At 69.1% G+C, this 16,270-nt stretch carries 9 protein-coding genes; 1 reads left to right on the forward strand and 8 read right to left on the reverse strand.

Annotated features, from left to right (window positions below; genetic code table 11):
* The first annotated feature begins 124 nt into the window (after positions 1–124).
* On the forward strand, positions 125–289 hold the full coding sequence (locus PFX98_RS06265; protein ID WP_285234321.1) for a hypothetical protein: 165 nt from the start codon (positions 125–127) through the stop codon (positions 287–289).
* 15 nt (positions 290–304) lie between these two features.
* Here PFX98_RS06265 and PFX98_RS06270 read toward each other — a convergent pair whose 3' ends face one another.
* The 8 genes from PFX98_RS06270 to PFX98_RS06305 form a co-directional block, all read right to left on the reverse strand.
* Positions 305–3,178 carry an EAL domain-containing protein gene (locus PFX98_RS06270; RefSeq protein ID WP_285234322.1) on the reverse strand — a complete coding sequence of 958 codons (2,874 nt, stop codon included), beginning with the start codon at positions 3,176–3,178 and terminating at the stop codon, positions 305–307.
* Between the two features lie 65 nt (positions 3,179–3,243).
* Entirely contained in the window at positions 3,244–5,274 is a 2,031-nt protein-coding gene (locus PFX98_RS06275) for an acetoacetate--CoA ligase (RefSeq protein WP_285234323.1), read from the reverse strand.
* A gap of 32 nt (positions 5,275–5,306) precedes the next feature.
* Positions 5,307–7,094, reverse strand: a complete 1,788-nt coding sequence (locus PFX98_RS06280) for an ABC transporter substrate-binding protein (RefSeq protein ID WP_285234324.1) — start codon at positions 7,092–7,094, stop codon at positions 5,307–5,309.
* A complete protein-coding gene (locus tag PFX98_RS06285; protein WP_285234325.1) occupies positions 7,091–8,905 on the reverse strand; it encodes an ABC transporter substrate-binding protein in 1,815 nt (604 codons plus the stop codon). Before PFX98_RS06285 ends, PFX98_RS06280 begins: the two co-directional genes overlap by 4 nt.
* Before the next feature lie 5 nt (positions 8,906–8,910).
* Positions 8,911–10,710 (reverse strand): ABC transporter substrate-binding protein, encoded by a 1,800-nt coding sequence (locus PFX98_RS06290; protein WP_285234326.1) that lies wholly within the window; start codon positions 10,708–10,710, stop codon positions 8,911–8,913.
* Positions 10,707–12,500, reverse strand: coding sequence for an ABC transporter substrate-binding protein (locus PFX98_RS06295; protein WP_285234327.1), 1,794 nt, complete (start codon positions 12,498–12,500; stop codon positions 10,707–10,709). The genes PFX98_RS06290 and PFX98_RS06295 overlap by 4 nt, the downstream gene beginning before the upstream one ends.
* Positions 12,497–14,308 carry an ABC transporter substrate-binding protein gene (locus tag PFX98_RS06300; RefSeq protein ID WP_285234328.1) on the reverse strand — a complete coding sequence of 604 codons (1,812 nt, stop codon included), beginning with the start codon at positions 14,306–14,308 and terminating at the stop codon, positions 12,497–12,499. The genes PFX98_RS06295 and PFX98_RS06300 overlap by 4 nt, the downstream gene beginning before the upstream one ends.
* Positions 14,305–16,134: an ABC transporter substrate-binding protein gene (locus tag PFX98_RS06305; RefSeq protein ID WP_285234329.1), complete on the reverse strand. Its 1,830-nt coding sequence runs from the start codon at positions 16,132–16,134 to the stop codon at positions 14,305–14,307. Before PFX98_RS06305 ends, PFX98_RS06300 begins: the two co-directional genes overlap by 4 nt.
* Positions 16,135–16,270 lie beyond the last annotated feature (136 nt).

Below are 16,270 nucleotides of genomic sequence, written 5' to 3' on the forward strand. Positions count from 1 at the left end.
GCAGTTGCCATCTTCAACGACCCGCGCCCCGGCGCGCCTGATTTGGATCAGGCGCGCTGCTAAGGATTCCTTCAGACCGTAGCCCGATGCTGAGGCTGTCGTTCAACTTCACACGGGACCTGCCATGCAAACCGACCTCAGCCAGTTCCTGCGCCAGCTCGCCGGCGTCATCACGATGTCGCTGGTGCCCGTGGTGCTGGTGGCCTTCATCTCGCTGCCGCTGAACATGGGCCGGCATCCCGGCGATGCGGAGCCGCACCGCAGCACCGTGGGCGCACACATGAGCTGACGGCCTGGCTCAGCGTCACTGCGGCGGCCGGTACTGCGCGGCCCAGGCGCCGAAGTCCGCCGCCGGCATCGGCCGGGCGATGAAATAGCCCTGCGCGATATCGCAGCCCCAGGCGGCCAGTAGATCCCAGGCGTCTTGCGTCTCGATGCCCTCCGCAACGATCTGACGCCCAAGATCGTGCACCAGGTCGATGGTGGACTTCACAATCACCGCGGCGTCCTTGTCGCCGCCCAGCGAGCGCACGAAGGACTGGTCGATCTTGATGAAATCGACCGGCAGCTTCTGCAGATAGCTCAGCGAGGAATAGCCGGTACCGAAATCGTCGACATAGAGCGCGATGCCCTGCTCGCGCAGGCCATGCAGCACGCGCAGCGCATGCTCGGCATCCTCCATCACGGTGCTCTCGGTGATCTCGATCTCCAGCAGGCCGGCCGGATAGTCGCCGCCGCTGCGCAGGCCGCGCAACTGCTCCAGCAGGCCCTCGTCGCGCAGATTGCGCGCCGACAGATTGACCGCCACCGGCAGGCCAGCGGCCGCGCCCGTCGATGCGCGCAGCCATTGCGTCACCGCCCGCAACACCCATTCGGTGAGCGGCTTGATCAGGCCGGTGTCCTCGGCCAGGCCGATGAACTCGCCCGGCGGCACCAGGCCGCGCTCGGGGTGCTGCCAGCGCAGCAGCGCCTCGGCGCCGCAGACACGGCCGCTGCGCATCTCGACCTTGGGCTGCAGATAGAGCCTGAGTTCGTCGCTCTCGATCGCCTGCCGCAGCTGGATCGCCAGCTTGAGGCGCCCGGGGCGGTCCAACTGCTGATCGGGGTCGAAGATGACATGGCGGCGCCCCTGGTGGCGCGCCTCGTGCACCGCAATATCCATGTGGCGGAACAGATCGTGCGGCGTCGCGCCATGCTCGGGAAACAGCACGATGCCGGTCTTGGCGCTCAGGTCCAGCGGAATGCCCGCCACCAGGCAGGGCGCCGCCAGCGCCACCTCCAACTGCTGCGCCAGGCGCGTCACCTCGGCGCGGCCGGCCTCCGGCAGCAGCACGGCAAACTCGTCGCCGCGCAGGCGCGCCACCGTGGCATGGGCGGGCACGACCCGGCGCAGACGCGCGCCGAACTCCTGCAGCATCTGGTCGCCATGGCTGAAGCCGAGCGCGTCGTTGACCTCGCGCAGGCGGTCGATGTCGGTCTGCAGCACCGCGAACGAGCCCCCGCTGTGCTCGCTGTGGTGCATCGCCGCCACCAGCAGATCGCTGAACACCGCCTCGTTGGGCAGGCCGGTGAGCGCGTCGTAGCGCGTCAGCTGGTGCATGGCGGCCTGGATGCGCGCCTGCTCGGCGCGCGCGCGCAGGGTGCCGATGCCGAAGGCCAGATCGTCCGCCGACTCGCCCAGCAGCCGGATCTCGTCGGCGTCGAAGGCATCGGCCTCGGCGTGGTAGATCGCCAGCGCCCCGATCACCTCGCCCTCCACGCGCAAGGGGCAGGCCAGCACCGACACGTGGCCGCCCAGCTCGGCCTGCCAGGCCATGTAGTCGGGATGGCCGCGCATGTCCCGCACCAGGGTCAGCGCGCCGCTGCGTATCGCGCGCGCCGCGGCGCCGCGCCCGCGCTCGCCATCGCCCCAGCTGGCATGCAGGACGCGCAGCCCCTCGACGCCTTGCGGATAGCCGCAGGCGGCCCTGGGATCGAGCGTGCGCTGCGCATCGTCGACGCGGTACCAGACCGCCGCCATCGCATAGGCGCCGGACTCGACGATGGCGACGCACATGCTGTCGAGCAGCGCCTGCTCCTCGCTGGCGCGCAGCATGGTGCGGTTGCCGGCGCTGAGGGTGCGCAGCGCACGGCTGACATGCTCGAGCTCGCTGACGCGCAGTTCCAGCTCGCTGTTGAGGCCCTGGATATGGGCTTCGGCGCGCTTGCGCTCGGTGATGTCGGAGCCGAGCACGTAATAGCCCGCCACCTGGCCGTCGGCGGCATGCTTGGGCACGTAGTTGATGACCTGCCAGACCTCCGGGAACGGCTGCCAGTCGTAGCTCAGGGCCTCGCCCGCCAGCGCCCGGGCGATCAGGGGCGCCGCGATCGCGTAGCGATCCTCGCCCAGCACTTCGCGTACGCTGCGCCCGGTGATGTCGCCCTGCGCGGGGGCGAAGCGCTGCAGGTACTGCTGGTTCACATAGACATAGCGCTGGCCGGCATCCACATAGGCGATCATGGCAGGCACATTGCTGATGATGCTGCGCAGATGATCTTCGCTCACGCGCAGCTGGCGGCGGATCAGCTCGAAAACCCCCGCCAGCAGGGCCAGCAGGAACAGCGCCAGCAGGGCGCCGCTGAGCGACAGCGCCCGGTGCGTGCGCAGCTCGCCGGCGCTGCGCTGCGCCAGCTGCTCCACCTCCTCGTCCTCCATGGTGGTGAGCAGGTTGTAGACCTGCTGGCGCGTGGCCGCCAGCGGCACGCTGGCCACATAGGCGGTGGCGGCGGGCTCGCCCTCGGTCTTGCGCAGCGTCTCGATCTGGCGCGCGAACTGCAGGCGCTGGTCGATGACCGCGCGCAGCTGGTCCCAGCGCCCGCGCTGCAGCGCGTCCTGCTCGGTCAGCAGCCGGATACGCTGCAGCAGCTGCTCGCGCCGCGCGATCGAGCTGTCGCGCTCTTCGATGCGGGCGGGATCGCCGGTGAGGCGGAAGTTCTGCGTCGCCAACTCGATCTGCAGGGTGCGCGCCCGCACGCGCGCCAGCGAGCTGATCAGCTCATGGCTGCGCGCCACGCGCTGCGTGGCATCGGCCTCGTCGCCGACCAGCTTCCAGATGCTGCCCGCCAGTGCCGCCACCACCAGCGCGGCACTGGCAAAGGCCAGCAGCACCTTGGACTCGAAGCCTGACACCCCCCTCATCGCACTCCCTGCCACGGGGTTTCGATGCACCGATAGTAGCCCCTGGCTGCCGGCCCGCCTGCGCGTCAGTGTGCGGCGCGCTCCGCCCGCCGTGCCGCGAAGTCCTCAAACCAGGCCAGGCAGCTTGCGTTGGCCATCGCATCGCGCTTGAACACCGTGTCGGCCGCCGCGCCCAGCAGCAGCTTCTTCACCGGCAGCTCCATCTTCTTGCCGGAGAGCGTGCGCGGGATCGCGCTGACCTGGAAGACCTCGTTGGGCACATGGCGGGCCGAGAGCGCCTCGCGTATCGCCTGGCGCAGGCGCTGCTGCAGCGCGGCGTCCAGCGCCAGGCCTTCGCGCAGCACCACGAACAAGGGCATATAGCTTTCGCGCCCCAGGTACTCCAGGTCCACCACCAGGCTGTCCAGCACCTCGGGCAGTGCCTCCACCGCGCGGTAGAGCTCGGCCGTGCCCATGCGGATGCCGTGGCGGTTGATGGTGGCATCGCTGCGGCCGTAGATGATGGCGCCGCCCTCGGGGGTGATGCGCAGCCAGTCGCCATGGCGCCAGATGCCCTCGCCATTCGGGCCGCGGTACATGTCGAAATAGCTCTCCCGGTAGCGCCGGTCGCCGGGGTCGTTCCAGAACCTCAAGGGCATGGAGGGCATGGGCCGCGTGCAGACCAGCTCGCCCACTTCGTCCAGCAAGACCTGACCCCGGCCTTGGGCATCGGGCTCGCCGTAGGCCTGCACCGCCGCGCCCAGGCAGCGGCATTGCATCTGGCCGCGCCGCACCGGCGCGCCCGGCAGGCCGCCCAGGAAGGCGCCGGCGAAATCGGTGCCGCCGGCGATGCAGCTGATCCAGATCGGCGCGCCGTCCACCGCCGGCAGCTGCTGCCAGATCCAGTCATAGCATTCGTCCGCCAGCGGGCTGCCGGTGGAACCGACGCCGCGCAGCGCGCTCAGATCGCCCTGCTGCTGCGGCCGCACGCCCGCCTTCAGGCAGCTGGCGTAGAAGGCCGCGCCGGCGCCGACGAAGCTAGCGCGCGTGAGCGCGGCAAAGCGCCAGAGCGTGCCCCAGTCGGGCGCCTCGCGCGGGCCGCCGGGGCTGCCGTCGAACAGGCAGATGCTGGCGCCCGCCAGCAGGGCGTTGACCTGGCAGTTCCACATGATCCAGCCGGTCGAGCTGTACCAGTGGAAGCGGTCCTCGGGCCGCAGGTCGCCATGCAGCACCTGCAGCTTCAGTGCCTCCAGCACGATGCCGCCGTGGCCGTGCACGATGGGCTTGGGCAGGCCGGTGGTGCCGCTGGAATAGACGATCCAGAGCGGATGCTCGAAGGGCAGGGGCAGCGGGTCCAGGTGCTCATCGCCGCCGGCCAGGGCATCGAAGCGGTAGGCCGGGCGCAGCGGTGCGGCCAGGCGCTGCTCGTCCACGCCGGCATCCAGCCAGGGCAGCAGCAGCACATGCTCGACGCTGGGCAGCTGGCCCAGCACCGCGGCGAGCGTGTCCATGCGGTCCACCGCCTGGCCGGCATAGGTATAGCCGTCCACCGCGATCAGCACCTTGGGTTCGATCTGGCGGAAGCGGTCCAGCACCGCCACCGGCCCCATGTCGGGCGAGCACACCGACCAGATCGCGCCCAGGCTGGCGCAGGCCAGGAAGGCCACCACCGTGTGCGGGATATTAGGCAGATAGGCCACCACCCGGTCGCCGCGCTGCACGCCCAGGCGCTGCAGCGAGGCCGCCAGCGCACCCACCTGGGCGCGCAGTTCGGGCCAGCTCAGCTCGGCGCGCTCGCCGCGCGCCAGCATCGCCTCGGTGGCCCACAGGATCGCCGGGCGGCCCGCCGCGGCGGCGGCATCGGCATGGCGCAGCACCTGGGCCGCGTGGTTGAGGGTGGCACCGGCGAACCAGCGCGCGCCGGGCATGCGGTCCTCGCTGAGCGCATCGCCGAAGGGCGTGTCCGAGTGCAGCTCGAAGAAGTCCCACAGGCTCAGCCAGAAGGCGTCGAGCTCGCTGATCGACCAGCGCCACAGCGCCTCGTAGTCCGTGAAACTCAGGCCCTGGGTGCGGGCCAGGAAGTCGCGGTAGCGATCGAGTTCATGCGGGGCTGCCATGCCGCATGATGGCGGCGCGGCCCGCCCCGCGGCTATCGCGCAGGCGACACCAGGTCCACGTAGCGCCACCAGTCACGCCCCAGCGGATGGCGCATGAAGCCCTGCACGCCCGGCTGGCAGAGGTCCACGCGCAGGCCATGGCTGTGCACCTGGTAGGGCATGTAGGCCAGCAGCAGGCGGTTCGCCTCGCGCATCAGCGCCAGGCGCTCGGGCCCGTCGGGCATGACATGCTGGCGCTCGTAGAGGCGGTCGAAGGCCGGCAGCTTGAAGCGCGCATCGTTGGACTGGCCGGCATTGGGCCCGTAGCCCATGCCCAGGAAGAAGTCGCCATCGGGCGCGCCGATGCTCCAGCTATAGCCCCAGATCTGCAGCTGGCCGGCCAGCGATTTCTTGATCAGCTCGCCGAACGGCGCCTGTTCGAACTCGATGCGCAGGCCCACCGCGTCCATGCGTTTTTTCCACAGCTCGTTGAGCTGGCGCTGGCGCGCGTCGGGGCTGCCGGCGCGCCTGAGCGTGAGCCGGCTGCCATCGGGATGGGTGCGGTAGCCCTCGGCATCGCGCCGCTCGTAGCCGTAGAGGTCGAGCAGGGCCTGCGCGCGCGCCGGGTCGCTGCGGCTGGCCTCGCTGCTGAGGCCGGGCTCGTAGCCATACACCGCCGGCGGCAGCATCGATTGCGCCAGCACGCCCTGGCCCTTGAAGACCAGGCGCAGCTCGGCCTCGTTGTCGTAGGCCAGCACGATGGCGCGGCGCAGCGCCACGCGCGCCGGCTGCAGGCCGCCGATCTGCGCATCGTCGAGATTGAAGTAGCTGAACTTGACGTCGCTGCCCGAGCTGGCAAAGGCCTGCACGCCGCGCTTTTGCAGGGCCGGCGCCAGGCGGCCGCGCGGCATCGCATGCGGCGCCATCTCGGTGGGCAGCTCCAGCAGATCCAGCTCGCCGCCGGCAAAGGCCAGCCAGCGCGGCTGGCTCTCGGTGATGATGGCGATCTGCACCTCGTCCAAGAGCGGCAGGCGCTTGCCCGCCAGCTGGCGCGCGATCGCCTCGGCCTGGGCATCGCCGGGCGCGGGCTCGGCCTCGAACAGCTGCTCGCGAAAGCCGGGGTTGCGCTCCAGCACGATTTGCGAGCCGCGCCGCCAGGACTTGAGCCGGAACGGCCCGGTGCCCACCGGGTGCGCCATCACCTCGCCGCCGTTGGCCTGCACCACCTCGCGGGCCAGCGCCGCGGCATAGTTGTTGGAGGCCAGCACATGCACGAAGCGCGGGTCGGGCGCGGCCAGGCGGATCTCGAAGCGGTAGCGGTCCAGCACGCGCAGCCCGGCCACCGGCCGCTCGTAGTCGAAGGGCTTCTTGCTGCGCAGGGCCTCGGCGCGCAGCTCCGACAGGCCCAGCAGCTTGGCGGTCTCGTAGACGTAGAGATGCTCGGAGTTGATGCGCGGGTCGTAGTAGCGCTTGATCGAGTAGACGTAGTCGGCCGCCACCAGTTCGCGCGGTTTGCCGCCGAAGGCCGGGTCGTCGGCAAAGAAGATGCCGGGGCGCAGCGTGACGACGAAGCGCTTGAAGTCCTCCGAGACCTCGGGCAGGGCCGCGGCGGTGAGCGGCGTTAACTTGGCCGGGCGCGCCAGGTAGTCGTAGGCCAGCGGCGCCTCGAAGATATGGGCGTTGACCTGCACCGAGGTCTGGTCGGAGACCTGGGCCGGATCGAAGCCGACCTCGGCCGACGGCAAGGCGGTGCGCAGGATTTTTCTATGGCCGCGCTCGCCCTCGGCCCGGCAGGCGAGCGGCGCCAGCATGGCGCCCTGCAGCAGGCGGCGGCGTTTCACGGCGCGGGCCGCCCGGCCGGATTGATGTCCACATAGGACCAGAAGCTGGTGCCGAAGGCGGGCCGCCGGAAGCCCAGCACCCAGGGCTGGGTGAGGTCGTTGACGATGCGGTGCACGCGGTACTTCTGCGGCATATAGGCCAGCGTCAGGCGCTGCAGCTCGTGCAGCTGGGCGAGGCGCTCGGGGCCGTCGGGCAGGCGCCGCATCGCGTCGTAGGCGGCGTCGTACTGCGCGTTGCGGAAGCGGCCGAGGTTCTGCCCACCCGCCGCTGGTCCATAAAGCAGCTCGAAGCCGAGCTGCGAGTCCGGCGTGGCGGCCGCATAGCCCAGCTGCCAGACCATCAGCTGGCCGGCCCGGGAGGCCTTCAGCTGCTCGGGCCATTGCGCCGATTTCACCTTGATGCGGATGCCGATGCGCGCCAGGTCCTTCTGCCACAGCTCCTCGAAGGGGCGCGAGCGGCTGTCGGGCGAGGAGGCATATTCGATCAGCAGCGGCGTGCCGTCGGGCTGCTCGCGCCAGCCGTCGCCGTCGCGGTCCAGATAACCATAGATGTCCAGCAGGGCCATCGCGCGCGCCGGGTCGAAATCGCTGTTCTCGCTCTTGAAGTCGGCGTCGTAGCCCCAGGTCAGCGGCGCCACCACCGATTGCGCCAGCACCGCCTGGCCGCGCCGCACCTGGCGGATCTCGCGCCCCACGTCGGTGGCCAGGCCGATGGCGCGGCGCAGCGCCACCTTGGCGGGCGTGTAGCCGCCCACCACCGGGTCTTCCATATTGAAGTAGAACAGCGTGCGGTCGGGGCTGGCCATGCTGTGCGCCCGGATGCCCTGCTTGGCCAGATGGGGCGCGATGCGGCCGTGCGGGATGGCGATGTCGGCATACTCCTCCGGCAGCAGGAACAGCAGGTCGAACTCGCGGCGCAGGAAGCTCAGCCAGCGCGGCTGGCCTTCCTCGATGATGGCCACCTCCACCGCGTCCAGCATCGGCAGGCGCCGGCCCTTGAAGCGCGCCAGCTGGGCCTGGCCCTCGGCATCGTCGGCATTCGGCTCGGCGTCGTAATAGAGCTCGCGGAAGTTGGGGTTGCGCTCGAACACCATGCGCGAGCTGCGCCGCCACTGCTTCAGCACGAAGGGCCCGGTGCCCACCGGGTGCTCCATGCTCTTGCCCGGGTAGGCCTCCATCACCTCGCGCGCCACCGCCACCATCACGTCGCCGATCGCCAGCGTGTAGAGCAGGCGCGGGCGCGCCTCGGCGAGGCGCAGCTGCAGGGTGTAGCGGTCCAGCGCGCGCAGGCCCTCCACCGGGAGGTCGTAGTCGAAGGGCTTCTTGCTCTTGAGCGCGCGCTGGCGCAGCTCATCCAGGCCCAGGATGCCCTCGTCCTTCAGGGTGGAGTAGAGCGGGCTCTTGGTGGCGGGGTCGAAGAAGCGCTTGAAGCTGTAGACGAAGTCCTCGGCCACCAGCTCGCGCTTCTTGCCGCCAAAGGCCGGGTCGTCGGCAAAGTAGATGCCCTTCTGCAAGCGCACCGTCCAGGTACGGTAGTCGGCCGAGACCTCGGGCATGCCATCGGCCACGTTCGGCTTGATCTTGTAGGGCCGCGCCAGGTGATCGTACTTGTAGAGCCCGTCGAAGATATGGGCGGTGAGGTAGCGCGAATAGAGGTCCGAGAGCTGGGCCGGATCGAAGCCGGTCTCGCCCACCAGGAAGGCATAACGCAGCACCTTGCGGGGCGCGGCCGGCTCGCTCTGGGCCAGCACCCCCAGCGTTGCCAGACTCAGCAGCAGGGCGGCCAGGGCGCGGGGGAACGAGGCGGCCATGCTGCTCAATGCCTGGCGGCCGGTTCGATATCGATGAACTGCCAGAACTCGTTGCGGAACAGCGGCCGGCGGTAGCCGATCAGCCAGGGCTGGCTGATGTCGTTGACGATGCGATGCACATGGGTCTTCATCGGCATCCAGGCCGCCTGCAGGCGCTTGGCCTGCAGGAACAGCGCCTCGCGCTCGGGGCCGTCGGGCATCACCTGCATGCGCTCGTAGAGGGCGTCGAACTCGGCATTCTTGAAGCGCGACAGATTCTGGTTGCCGGACTGCGGGCCATACATGCGCTGCAGGGCGCCGATGCCGTCGGGGCCGGTGGCCGTGGTGCCGAGGAACCACAGCATCAGCTTGCCGGCGCGCGCCTGCTTGAGCTGCTCGGGCCATTTGCCGTGGAAGAACCTGGCCTTGATCTGCACGGCATTGAGATTGCGCTGCCACAGCTCGTCGTACTGGCGCGAGAGCGCGTCGGGCTGGCTGGCCACCTCGATCACCAGCGGCGCTCCATCGGGCATGTCGCGCCAGCCGTCGCCGTCCTTGTCGACGAAGCCGTAGAGATCCAGCAGCGCGCGCGCGCGCGCCGGGTCGAAGTCGCCGATCTCGCTCTTGTACTGCGGGTCGTAGCCGCTGGTGTGCGGCAGCACCATGGACTGGGCCACCACCGCCTGGCCACGCCGCACCTGGCGGATCTCGCGCTCGATGTCCAGGCTCAGCGACAGCGCGCGCCGCAGCGCCACCTTGTCGGGGCCGTAGCCGCCGACGGTGGCGTCCTCCATATTGAAGAAGGTGAAGGAGCTGTCGGCGTTCAGCATGCGGTGCAGGTGCATGCCCTGCTTGGCCAGATTGGGCGCCAGCTTGTTCTGCGGCAGCGCGATGTTGACGAACTCGGGCGGCACGCGGTCCACCAGGTCGTGCTCGGCGTTCAGGAAGGACAGCCAGCGCGGTTGGCTCTCCTCGATGATGGAGACCTCGACCCGGTCGATCATCGGCAGGCGCCGGCCCTTCAGCCGCGCCAGGATGGCCTGGCCCTCGGCATCGTCGGCCGCCGGCTCGGCCTCGTACTGCATATTGCGGTAGTTCGGGTTGCGCTCCAGCACGATCAGCGAGCTGCGCCGCCACTGCTTCAGCACGAAGGGCCCGGTGCCCACCGGATGGCCCATGATCTCGTCGCCATAGGCCTCGACCACCTCGCGCGCCACCGCGCCGAACAGGTCGTTCTGGGCCAGCGTCTCCAGCAGGCGCGGGCGCGGCTGCTGCAGCCTGAACTGCAGCGTGTAGCGATCGAGCGCGCGCAGGCCCTCGATCTCGCGGTCATAGTCGAAACGCTTCTTGCTCGCGAGCGCCTGCTTGCGCAGCGCAGCGAGGCCGAGCAGGCCGATCTCGTCCACGCTGTTCCAGATCGGGCTCTTCACCGCGGGATCGGCAAAGCGCTTGAAGCTGTAGACAAAGTCCTCGGCCACCAGCTCGCGCGGCTTGCCCTTGAAGGCCGGATCGTCGGTGAAGAAGATGCCCGGGCGCAGCCGCACCGTGTAGGTCTTGAAGTCCGCCGCGGCCTCGGGCATGCCGGCGGCCAGCAGCGGCCTGATCTTCACCGGCATGGCCAGCGGGTCGTAGGCGTACAGGCCCTCGAAGATATGCGGGGTGACGGTGCGCGAATAGATGTCGCTGATCTGCGCCGGGTCGAAGCCGGTCTCGGCGATCGGGAAGGCGTAACGGAACACCTTGGCGGGCGCCGCGCCGGGCGTGTCGGCGCCATGCGCCAGGCCCAGCAAGGCACTCAGGCTCAGGGCCAGCATCCATGGTTTCATTGGGTGGGCTTCTTCTTGCTGTCGTCGATATCCACGTACTGCCACCAGTCCTGCCAGAACAGCGCGCGCCGGTAGCCGATCAGCCAGGGGTAGGCGAGGTCGGTGTAGATGCGGTGCACATGGGCCTTGTAGGGCAGGTAGGCGAGCGAGATGCGCTGGGCCTCGCGCAGCAGCGCGGCGCGCTCGGGGCCGTCGGGCATGCCCTTCATGCGCTCGTAGTTCTCGTTGAAATGCCGGTCGTTGAAGCGCGAGAGGTTCTGCCCGCCGGTGGCCGGGCCGTAGAGGCGCTGCATGGCCTCCTGACCGTCGGGGCTGGCGGCCGAGGAGCCCACGCCCCAGGTCATGAACTTGCCGCTGCGCGCGCTCTTGAGGTTCTCGGGCCACTTGGCCACCTTGAGCTGCAGGCGCACGCCGATGGCCGTCAGGTTCTTCTGCCACAGCTCGTCGAGCTGGCGGTAGGTGGCGTCGGGCTGGGTGTTGCGCACGATCACCAGCGGGCGGCCATCGGGCAGGTCGCGCCAGCCGTCGCCGTCCTTGTCCACATAACCATAGAGGTCCAGCAGGGCCATCGCGCGCGCCGGGTCGTGGCGGCTCAGCTCGGAGCTGAAGTCGGCCTCGTAGCCCAGCGTGTGCGGCACCAGCTGCGACTGCGCCGGGATCGCCTGGCCGCGCCGCGCCAGCGTGATCTCGCGCTCGATGTCGGTGGCCAGGCTGAGCGCGCGGCGCAGGGCCACCTTGTCGGCCGCCATGCCGCCCACCACCGGGTCGTCCATATTGAACACCGTCAGCGTGGCATCGGGGGCGATGGTGCGGTAGCCCTGCACGCCGCGCTTGAGCAGGTTAGGCGCCACCTTGCCCTTGGGCATGGCCTGGCTGACGAACTCGGCCGGCACGCGCTCGAGAAAATCGGCCTCGCCGTTCAGGAAGCTGAGCCAGCGCGGCTGCGCCTCCTCGACGATGGCGATCTGCACCTCGTCGAGCATCGGGATGCGGCGCCCCTTGAAGCGTGCCAGCAAGGCCTGACCCTCGGCATCGTCGGCCGCCGGCTCGGCATCGTAGAAGCGCTCGCGGTAGCCGGGGTTCTTCTCCAGCACGATCTGCGAGCTGCGCCGCCAGCTCTTGAGCCGGAACGGGCCCGTGCCCACCGGGTGCGCGGCGATCTTGTCGCCATAGGCCTGCACCACCTCGCGCGCCATCGCGCCGTAGATGCTGCTGTCGGTCATGATGGCGTCGACCAGGCGCGGGCGCGCCTGCTCGGTCCTGAACTGCAGGGTGTAGCGGTCCAGCGCGCGCAGGCCCTCGACCTCGGCCTCGTAGTTGAAGGGCTGCTTGGACTTGAGCGCCTGCTGGCGCAGCGCCTTCAGCCCCAGCAGGCCAGCCTCCTCGTAGGAGCTCCAGCCCGGGCTGTTGAGCGCGGGGTCGGCCACGCGCTTGGCGGTGTAGACGAAGTCCTGGGCCACCAGCTCACGGCGCTGGCCCTTGAAGGCCGGGTCGTCCGCGAAGTAGATGCCGGGCCGGACGCGCACCGTGAAGGTCTTGAAGTCGGCCGATATCTCCGGCGCCCCGGCCGCCACCAGGGGCAGCAGGCGCACCGGCCGCGCCAGATGGTCGTAGCGGTAGAGCGCCTCGAAGATGTTGGCGGTGACGGTGCGCGAATAGATGTCGGTGAGCTGCGAGGGATCGAAGCCGGTCTCGGCGCTCGAGAAGGCATAGCGCAGCAGCTTGGGTTCGGCGGCCTGCGCCGTGCCCAGTGCCGCCGCCAGCAGCAGGGTGGCCAGGCCGCGGATCATTTGACGGCCCTTTTCTTGCTGTCGTCGATGTCCACGAACTCCCACCAGTTCTGCTTGAAGGAATGGCGGCGGTAGCCGATCAGCTGCGCATGCGCCAGATCGCTGAGGAAGCGGTGGCCGCGGTACTTGTAGGGCATGTAGGCGGTGGCCAGGCGCTTGCTGGTCAGGAACACCGCGTCGCGCTCGGGGCCGTCGGGCAGCGAGCCCACCGCGTCGAACAGCTTGTCCATCTCGGGCAGGCTGAAGCGCGCGTAGTTGTAGGTGCCGATATGGCCGGTGTGCAGGGCGGCCAGCGAGTCCTTGCCGTCGGGCATCGAGGCGCTGTTGGCCAGCGACCAGATCTGGTACTTGCCGGCGCGCATGGACTTGAGGTTCTCGGGCCACTTGGCCACCTTGAACTTCAGCCTCAGCCCAACCTTGGCGAGCGACTTCTGCCACAGCTCGTCGATCTGGCGCTGGAAGCCATCGGGCGTGGTGAGGCTTTCCAGCAGCAGCGGGCTGCCATCGGGCAGCTCGCGCCAGCCGTCGCCGTCCACGTCCTTGTAGCCGTAGAGGTCCAGCAGGGCGTTGGCGCGCGCGGGGTCGTAGTCGCCCATCTCGCTGCGGTAGTCGGGGTCGTAGCCGCTGGTATTGGGCAGGTAGAGCGATTGCGCCACCACCGCCTGGCCACGCCGCACCAGGGCGTTCTCGCGCGGGCTGTTGGTGGCCAGGCCGATGGCGCGGCGCAAGGCGATGCGCTCGGCCGTGTAGCCGCCCACCACCGGGTCATCCATATTGAAGGCGGTGTAGAGCACGTCCGAGGCCAGCGTGCGATAGCCCTGGATGCCGCGCTTGGCGAGGTTGGGCGCCAGCTTGCCGCGCGGCATGGCCTGGTTGACGAAGTCCTCGGGCACGCGCTCCAGCAGGTCGAACTCGCCGCCCAGGAAGGACAGCCAGCGCGGCTGGTTCTCCTCGATGATGGAGACCTCGACGCGGTCGATCATCGGGATGCGCCGGCCCTTGAAGCGCGCCAGCAAGGCCTGACCCTCGGCGTCGTCGGCATTCGGCTGGGCATCGTAATAACGCTCGCGGTAGCCAGGGTTCTTCTCCAGCACGATCAGCGAGCTGCGCCGCCACTGCTTGAGCACGAAGGGGCCGGTGCCCACCGGGTGGCCCATGCTCTGCTCGCCATAGGCCTCGATGACCTCGCGCGCCACCGCGCCGTAGAGATCGGTCTGCGCCAGGATCTCGATCAGGCGCGGGCGCGTCTGCTTGAGGCGCAGCTGCAGGGTGTAGCGGTCCAGCGCGCGCAGCCCGGCGATCGGGTGGTCGTAGTCGAAGCGCTTCTTCTGCTTCAGCACCTCGGCGCGGTACTCGGCCAGGCCCACGAAGCCCTGCTCGTCAATCTCGCTCCAGTGCGGGCTGTTGTTCTCGGGGTCGGCGGCGCGCTTGAGGACGAACACATAGTCTTCCGCGGTCAGCTCGCGCTTCTTGCCCTTGAACACCGGGTCGTCGGCAAAGAAGATGCCCGGCTGCAGCTTGATGGTCCAGGTCCTGAAGTCGTCCGACACCTCGGGCATGCCCACGGCAGTCTGCGGCACCAGCTTGGCGGGGCGCGCCAGGTGGTCGTAGGTGTAGAGCCCCTCGAAGATGTGCGAGGTGATGATGCGCGAGTAGATGTCGGTCACGCGCCCCGGGTCGAAGCCGGTCTCGGCGACGCGGAAGCTGTAGCGCAGCAGCTTGGGCGCGGCGGGCGCCTCGGCCGCGCCGGCCATGCCGGCATGCAGGAGGCCGAGGGCGGCGGCCAGGATCAGCAGCAGGCGCTTCATGGCTTGTTGCTCCGCCCCGGCAGGGCCTGGGTGTCGATGTCCACGTATTGCCAGAAATTGCGCACGAAGACATTGCGCTCGTAGCCGATCACCCAGGGCTGGGAGAGGTCGGTGAAGATACGGTGGATGTCCATCTTGTAGGGCATGTAGGCGATCAGCAGGCGCTGGGCTTCGCGCATCACGGCCTCGCGCTCGGGGCCGTTGGGCAGGGCCTTCTGCTTTTCATAGAGCGCGTTGTAGGCCGGCAGGTCAAAGCGGGCCTTGTTGGCCTTGCCCTTGGCGCGGCCATCGCCGAGCGCCAGGAAGGTGTCGTTGTCCGGGGTGGTGGCAACCCAGCTCACGCCCCACATCTGCAGCTTGGCGGCATTCGCGGACTTGAGGTTCTCGGGCCATTTGGCTGTCTTGAAGTCCATCCTGACCTTCAGCGCCTCCATGCCCTTGTGCCAGAGCTCGATCAGCTGGCGGCTGGTGCCGTCGGGCTGGGTCGCGTACTCGATGCGCAGCGGCGTGCCATCGGGCCGGTCGCGCCAGCCGTCGCCGTCCTTGTCGGTGTATCCGTAGAGGTCCAGCAAGGCCTTGGCCTTGGCCAGGTTGTACTCGCTCATCTCCGACTTGAAGCCGGGGTCGTAGCCGAACACGCCCGGGATCGAGGGGCCTTGCGCGGGGATGCCCTGGCCGCTGCGCGCCAGGCGGATCTGCTTGTCCACGTCCATCGCCAGGGAGATGGCGCGGCGCAGCGCGATCTTCTCCGGCGTGTAGCCGCCCACCACCGGGTCATCCATATTGAAGTAGGAGAACGCGATCTCGGGGTAGATGAAGCGCGTCATGTGCACGCCGCGCTTGGCCAGATTGGGCGCCAGCTTGTTGCCGGGGATGGCGATGTTGGCGAACTCGAACGGCAGCTCGGTCAGCACATCGGCCTCGCCGCCCAGGAAGGACAGCCAGCGCGGCTGGTTCTCTTCGATGATGGCGATTTCCACCCGGTCCACCATGGGCAGGCGGCGGCCCTGCAGGGCCCGCACCTGGGCGGCCAACTCGGGCTTGTCGGCCGGCGGCTGCTCCTTGTAGAACTCCTCGCGGTAGTTCGGGTTCTTCTCAAGCACGATGCGTGAGCTGCGGCGCCACTCGGCCAGCCGCCAGGGGCCGGTGCCCACCGGGTGCTCCATGATCTTGTCGGCATAGGCCTCGACCACCTCGCGTGCCACCGCGCCCAGGAAGCCGGCATCGGCGAACTGGTTGATGAAGCGCGGATCACCCACGCCCAGCTTGATCTGGAACTTGTAGCGGCCGAGCTGCTGCAGGCCCTCGACCGGGCGCTCGTAGTCGAAGGGCTTCTTGGCCGCCATCAGCTCCTTGCGCAGCTCCGACAGGCCCAGGATCTTGACGTTCTCCAGCAGGTAGAGGTTGGGGCTCTTCCATTGCGGGTCGTAGTGGCGCTTGATGGCGTAGATGTAGTCGGCGGCGGTCAGTTCGCGCTTCTTGCCGCCAAAGGCCGGGTCATCGCTGAAGTGGATGCCGGGCCGGAGCTCGAAGCTGAGGGTCTTGAAGTCGTCCGAGATCTCCGGCATCGCCACCAGGGTGTTCGGGATCAGCTTGGCCGGCTTGGCGAGGAACTCGAACTTCAAGGGCGCGTCGAAGATGCCGGCGGCCACCGTCTTGCTGTAGGTGTCGGAGATCTGCGCCGGGTCGAAGCCGGTCTCGGCCACCCGGAAGGCGTAGCGCAGCACCTTGGGCTCGGGGCCGGGGGCCTGGGCCGAGGTCCAGGCCGAAAAGAATACGCCGGCCAGCAGTACGGCCGCGGTGCGGGCAATGCCAGCTCGTCGCATCAGAGGTTTCCATTCACATCAAGCAAAGGCGCCGGCAACCTTGTGGGCCCGGCGCATGGGGGCGAAGTCTAAGGGCCCCGCCGCCGCCTTGCCATTGCCAGCAACCCCAGGGCGGGCATTCCGGCGTGAGCTATGC

The organism is Paucibacter sediminis, from assembly GCF_030254645.1.
Taxonomy (GTDB): domain Bacteria; phylum Pseudomonadota; class Gammaproteobacteria; order Burkholderiales; family Burkholderiaceae_C; genus Paucibacter_B; species Paucibacter_B sediminis.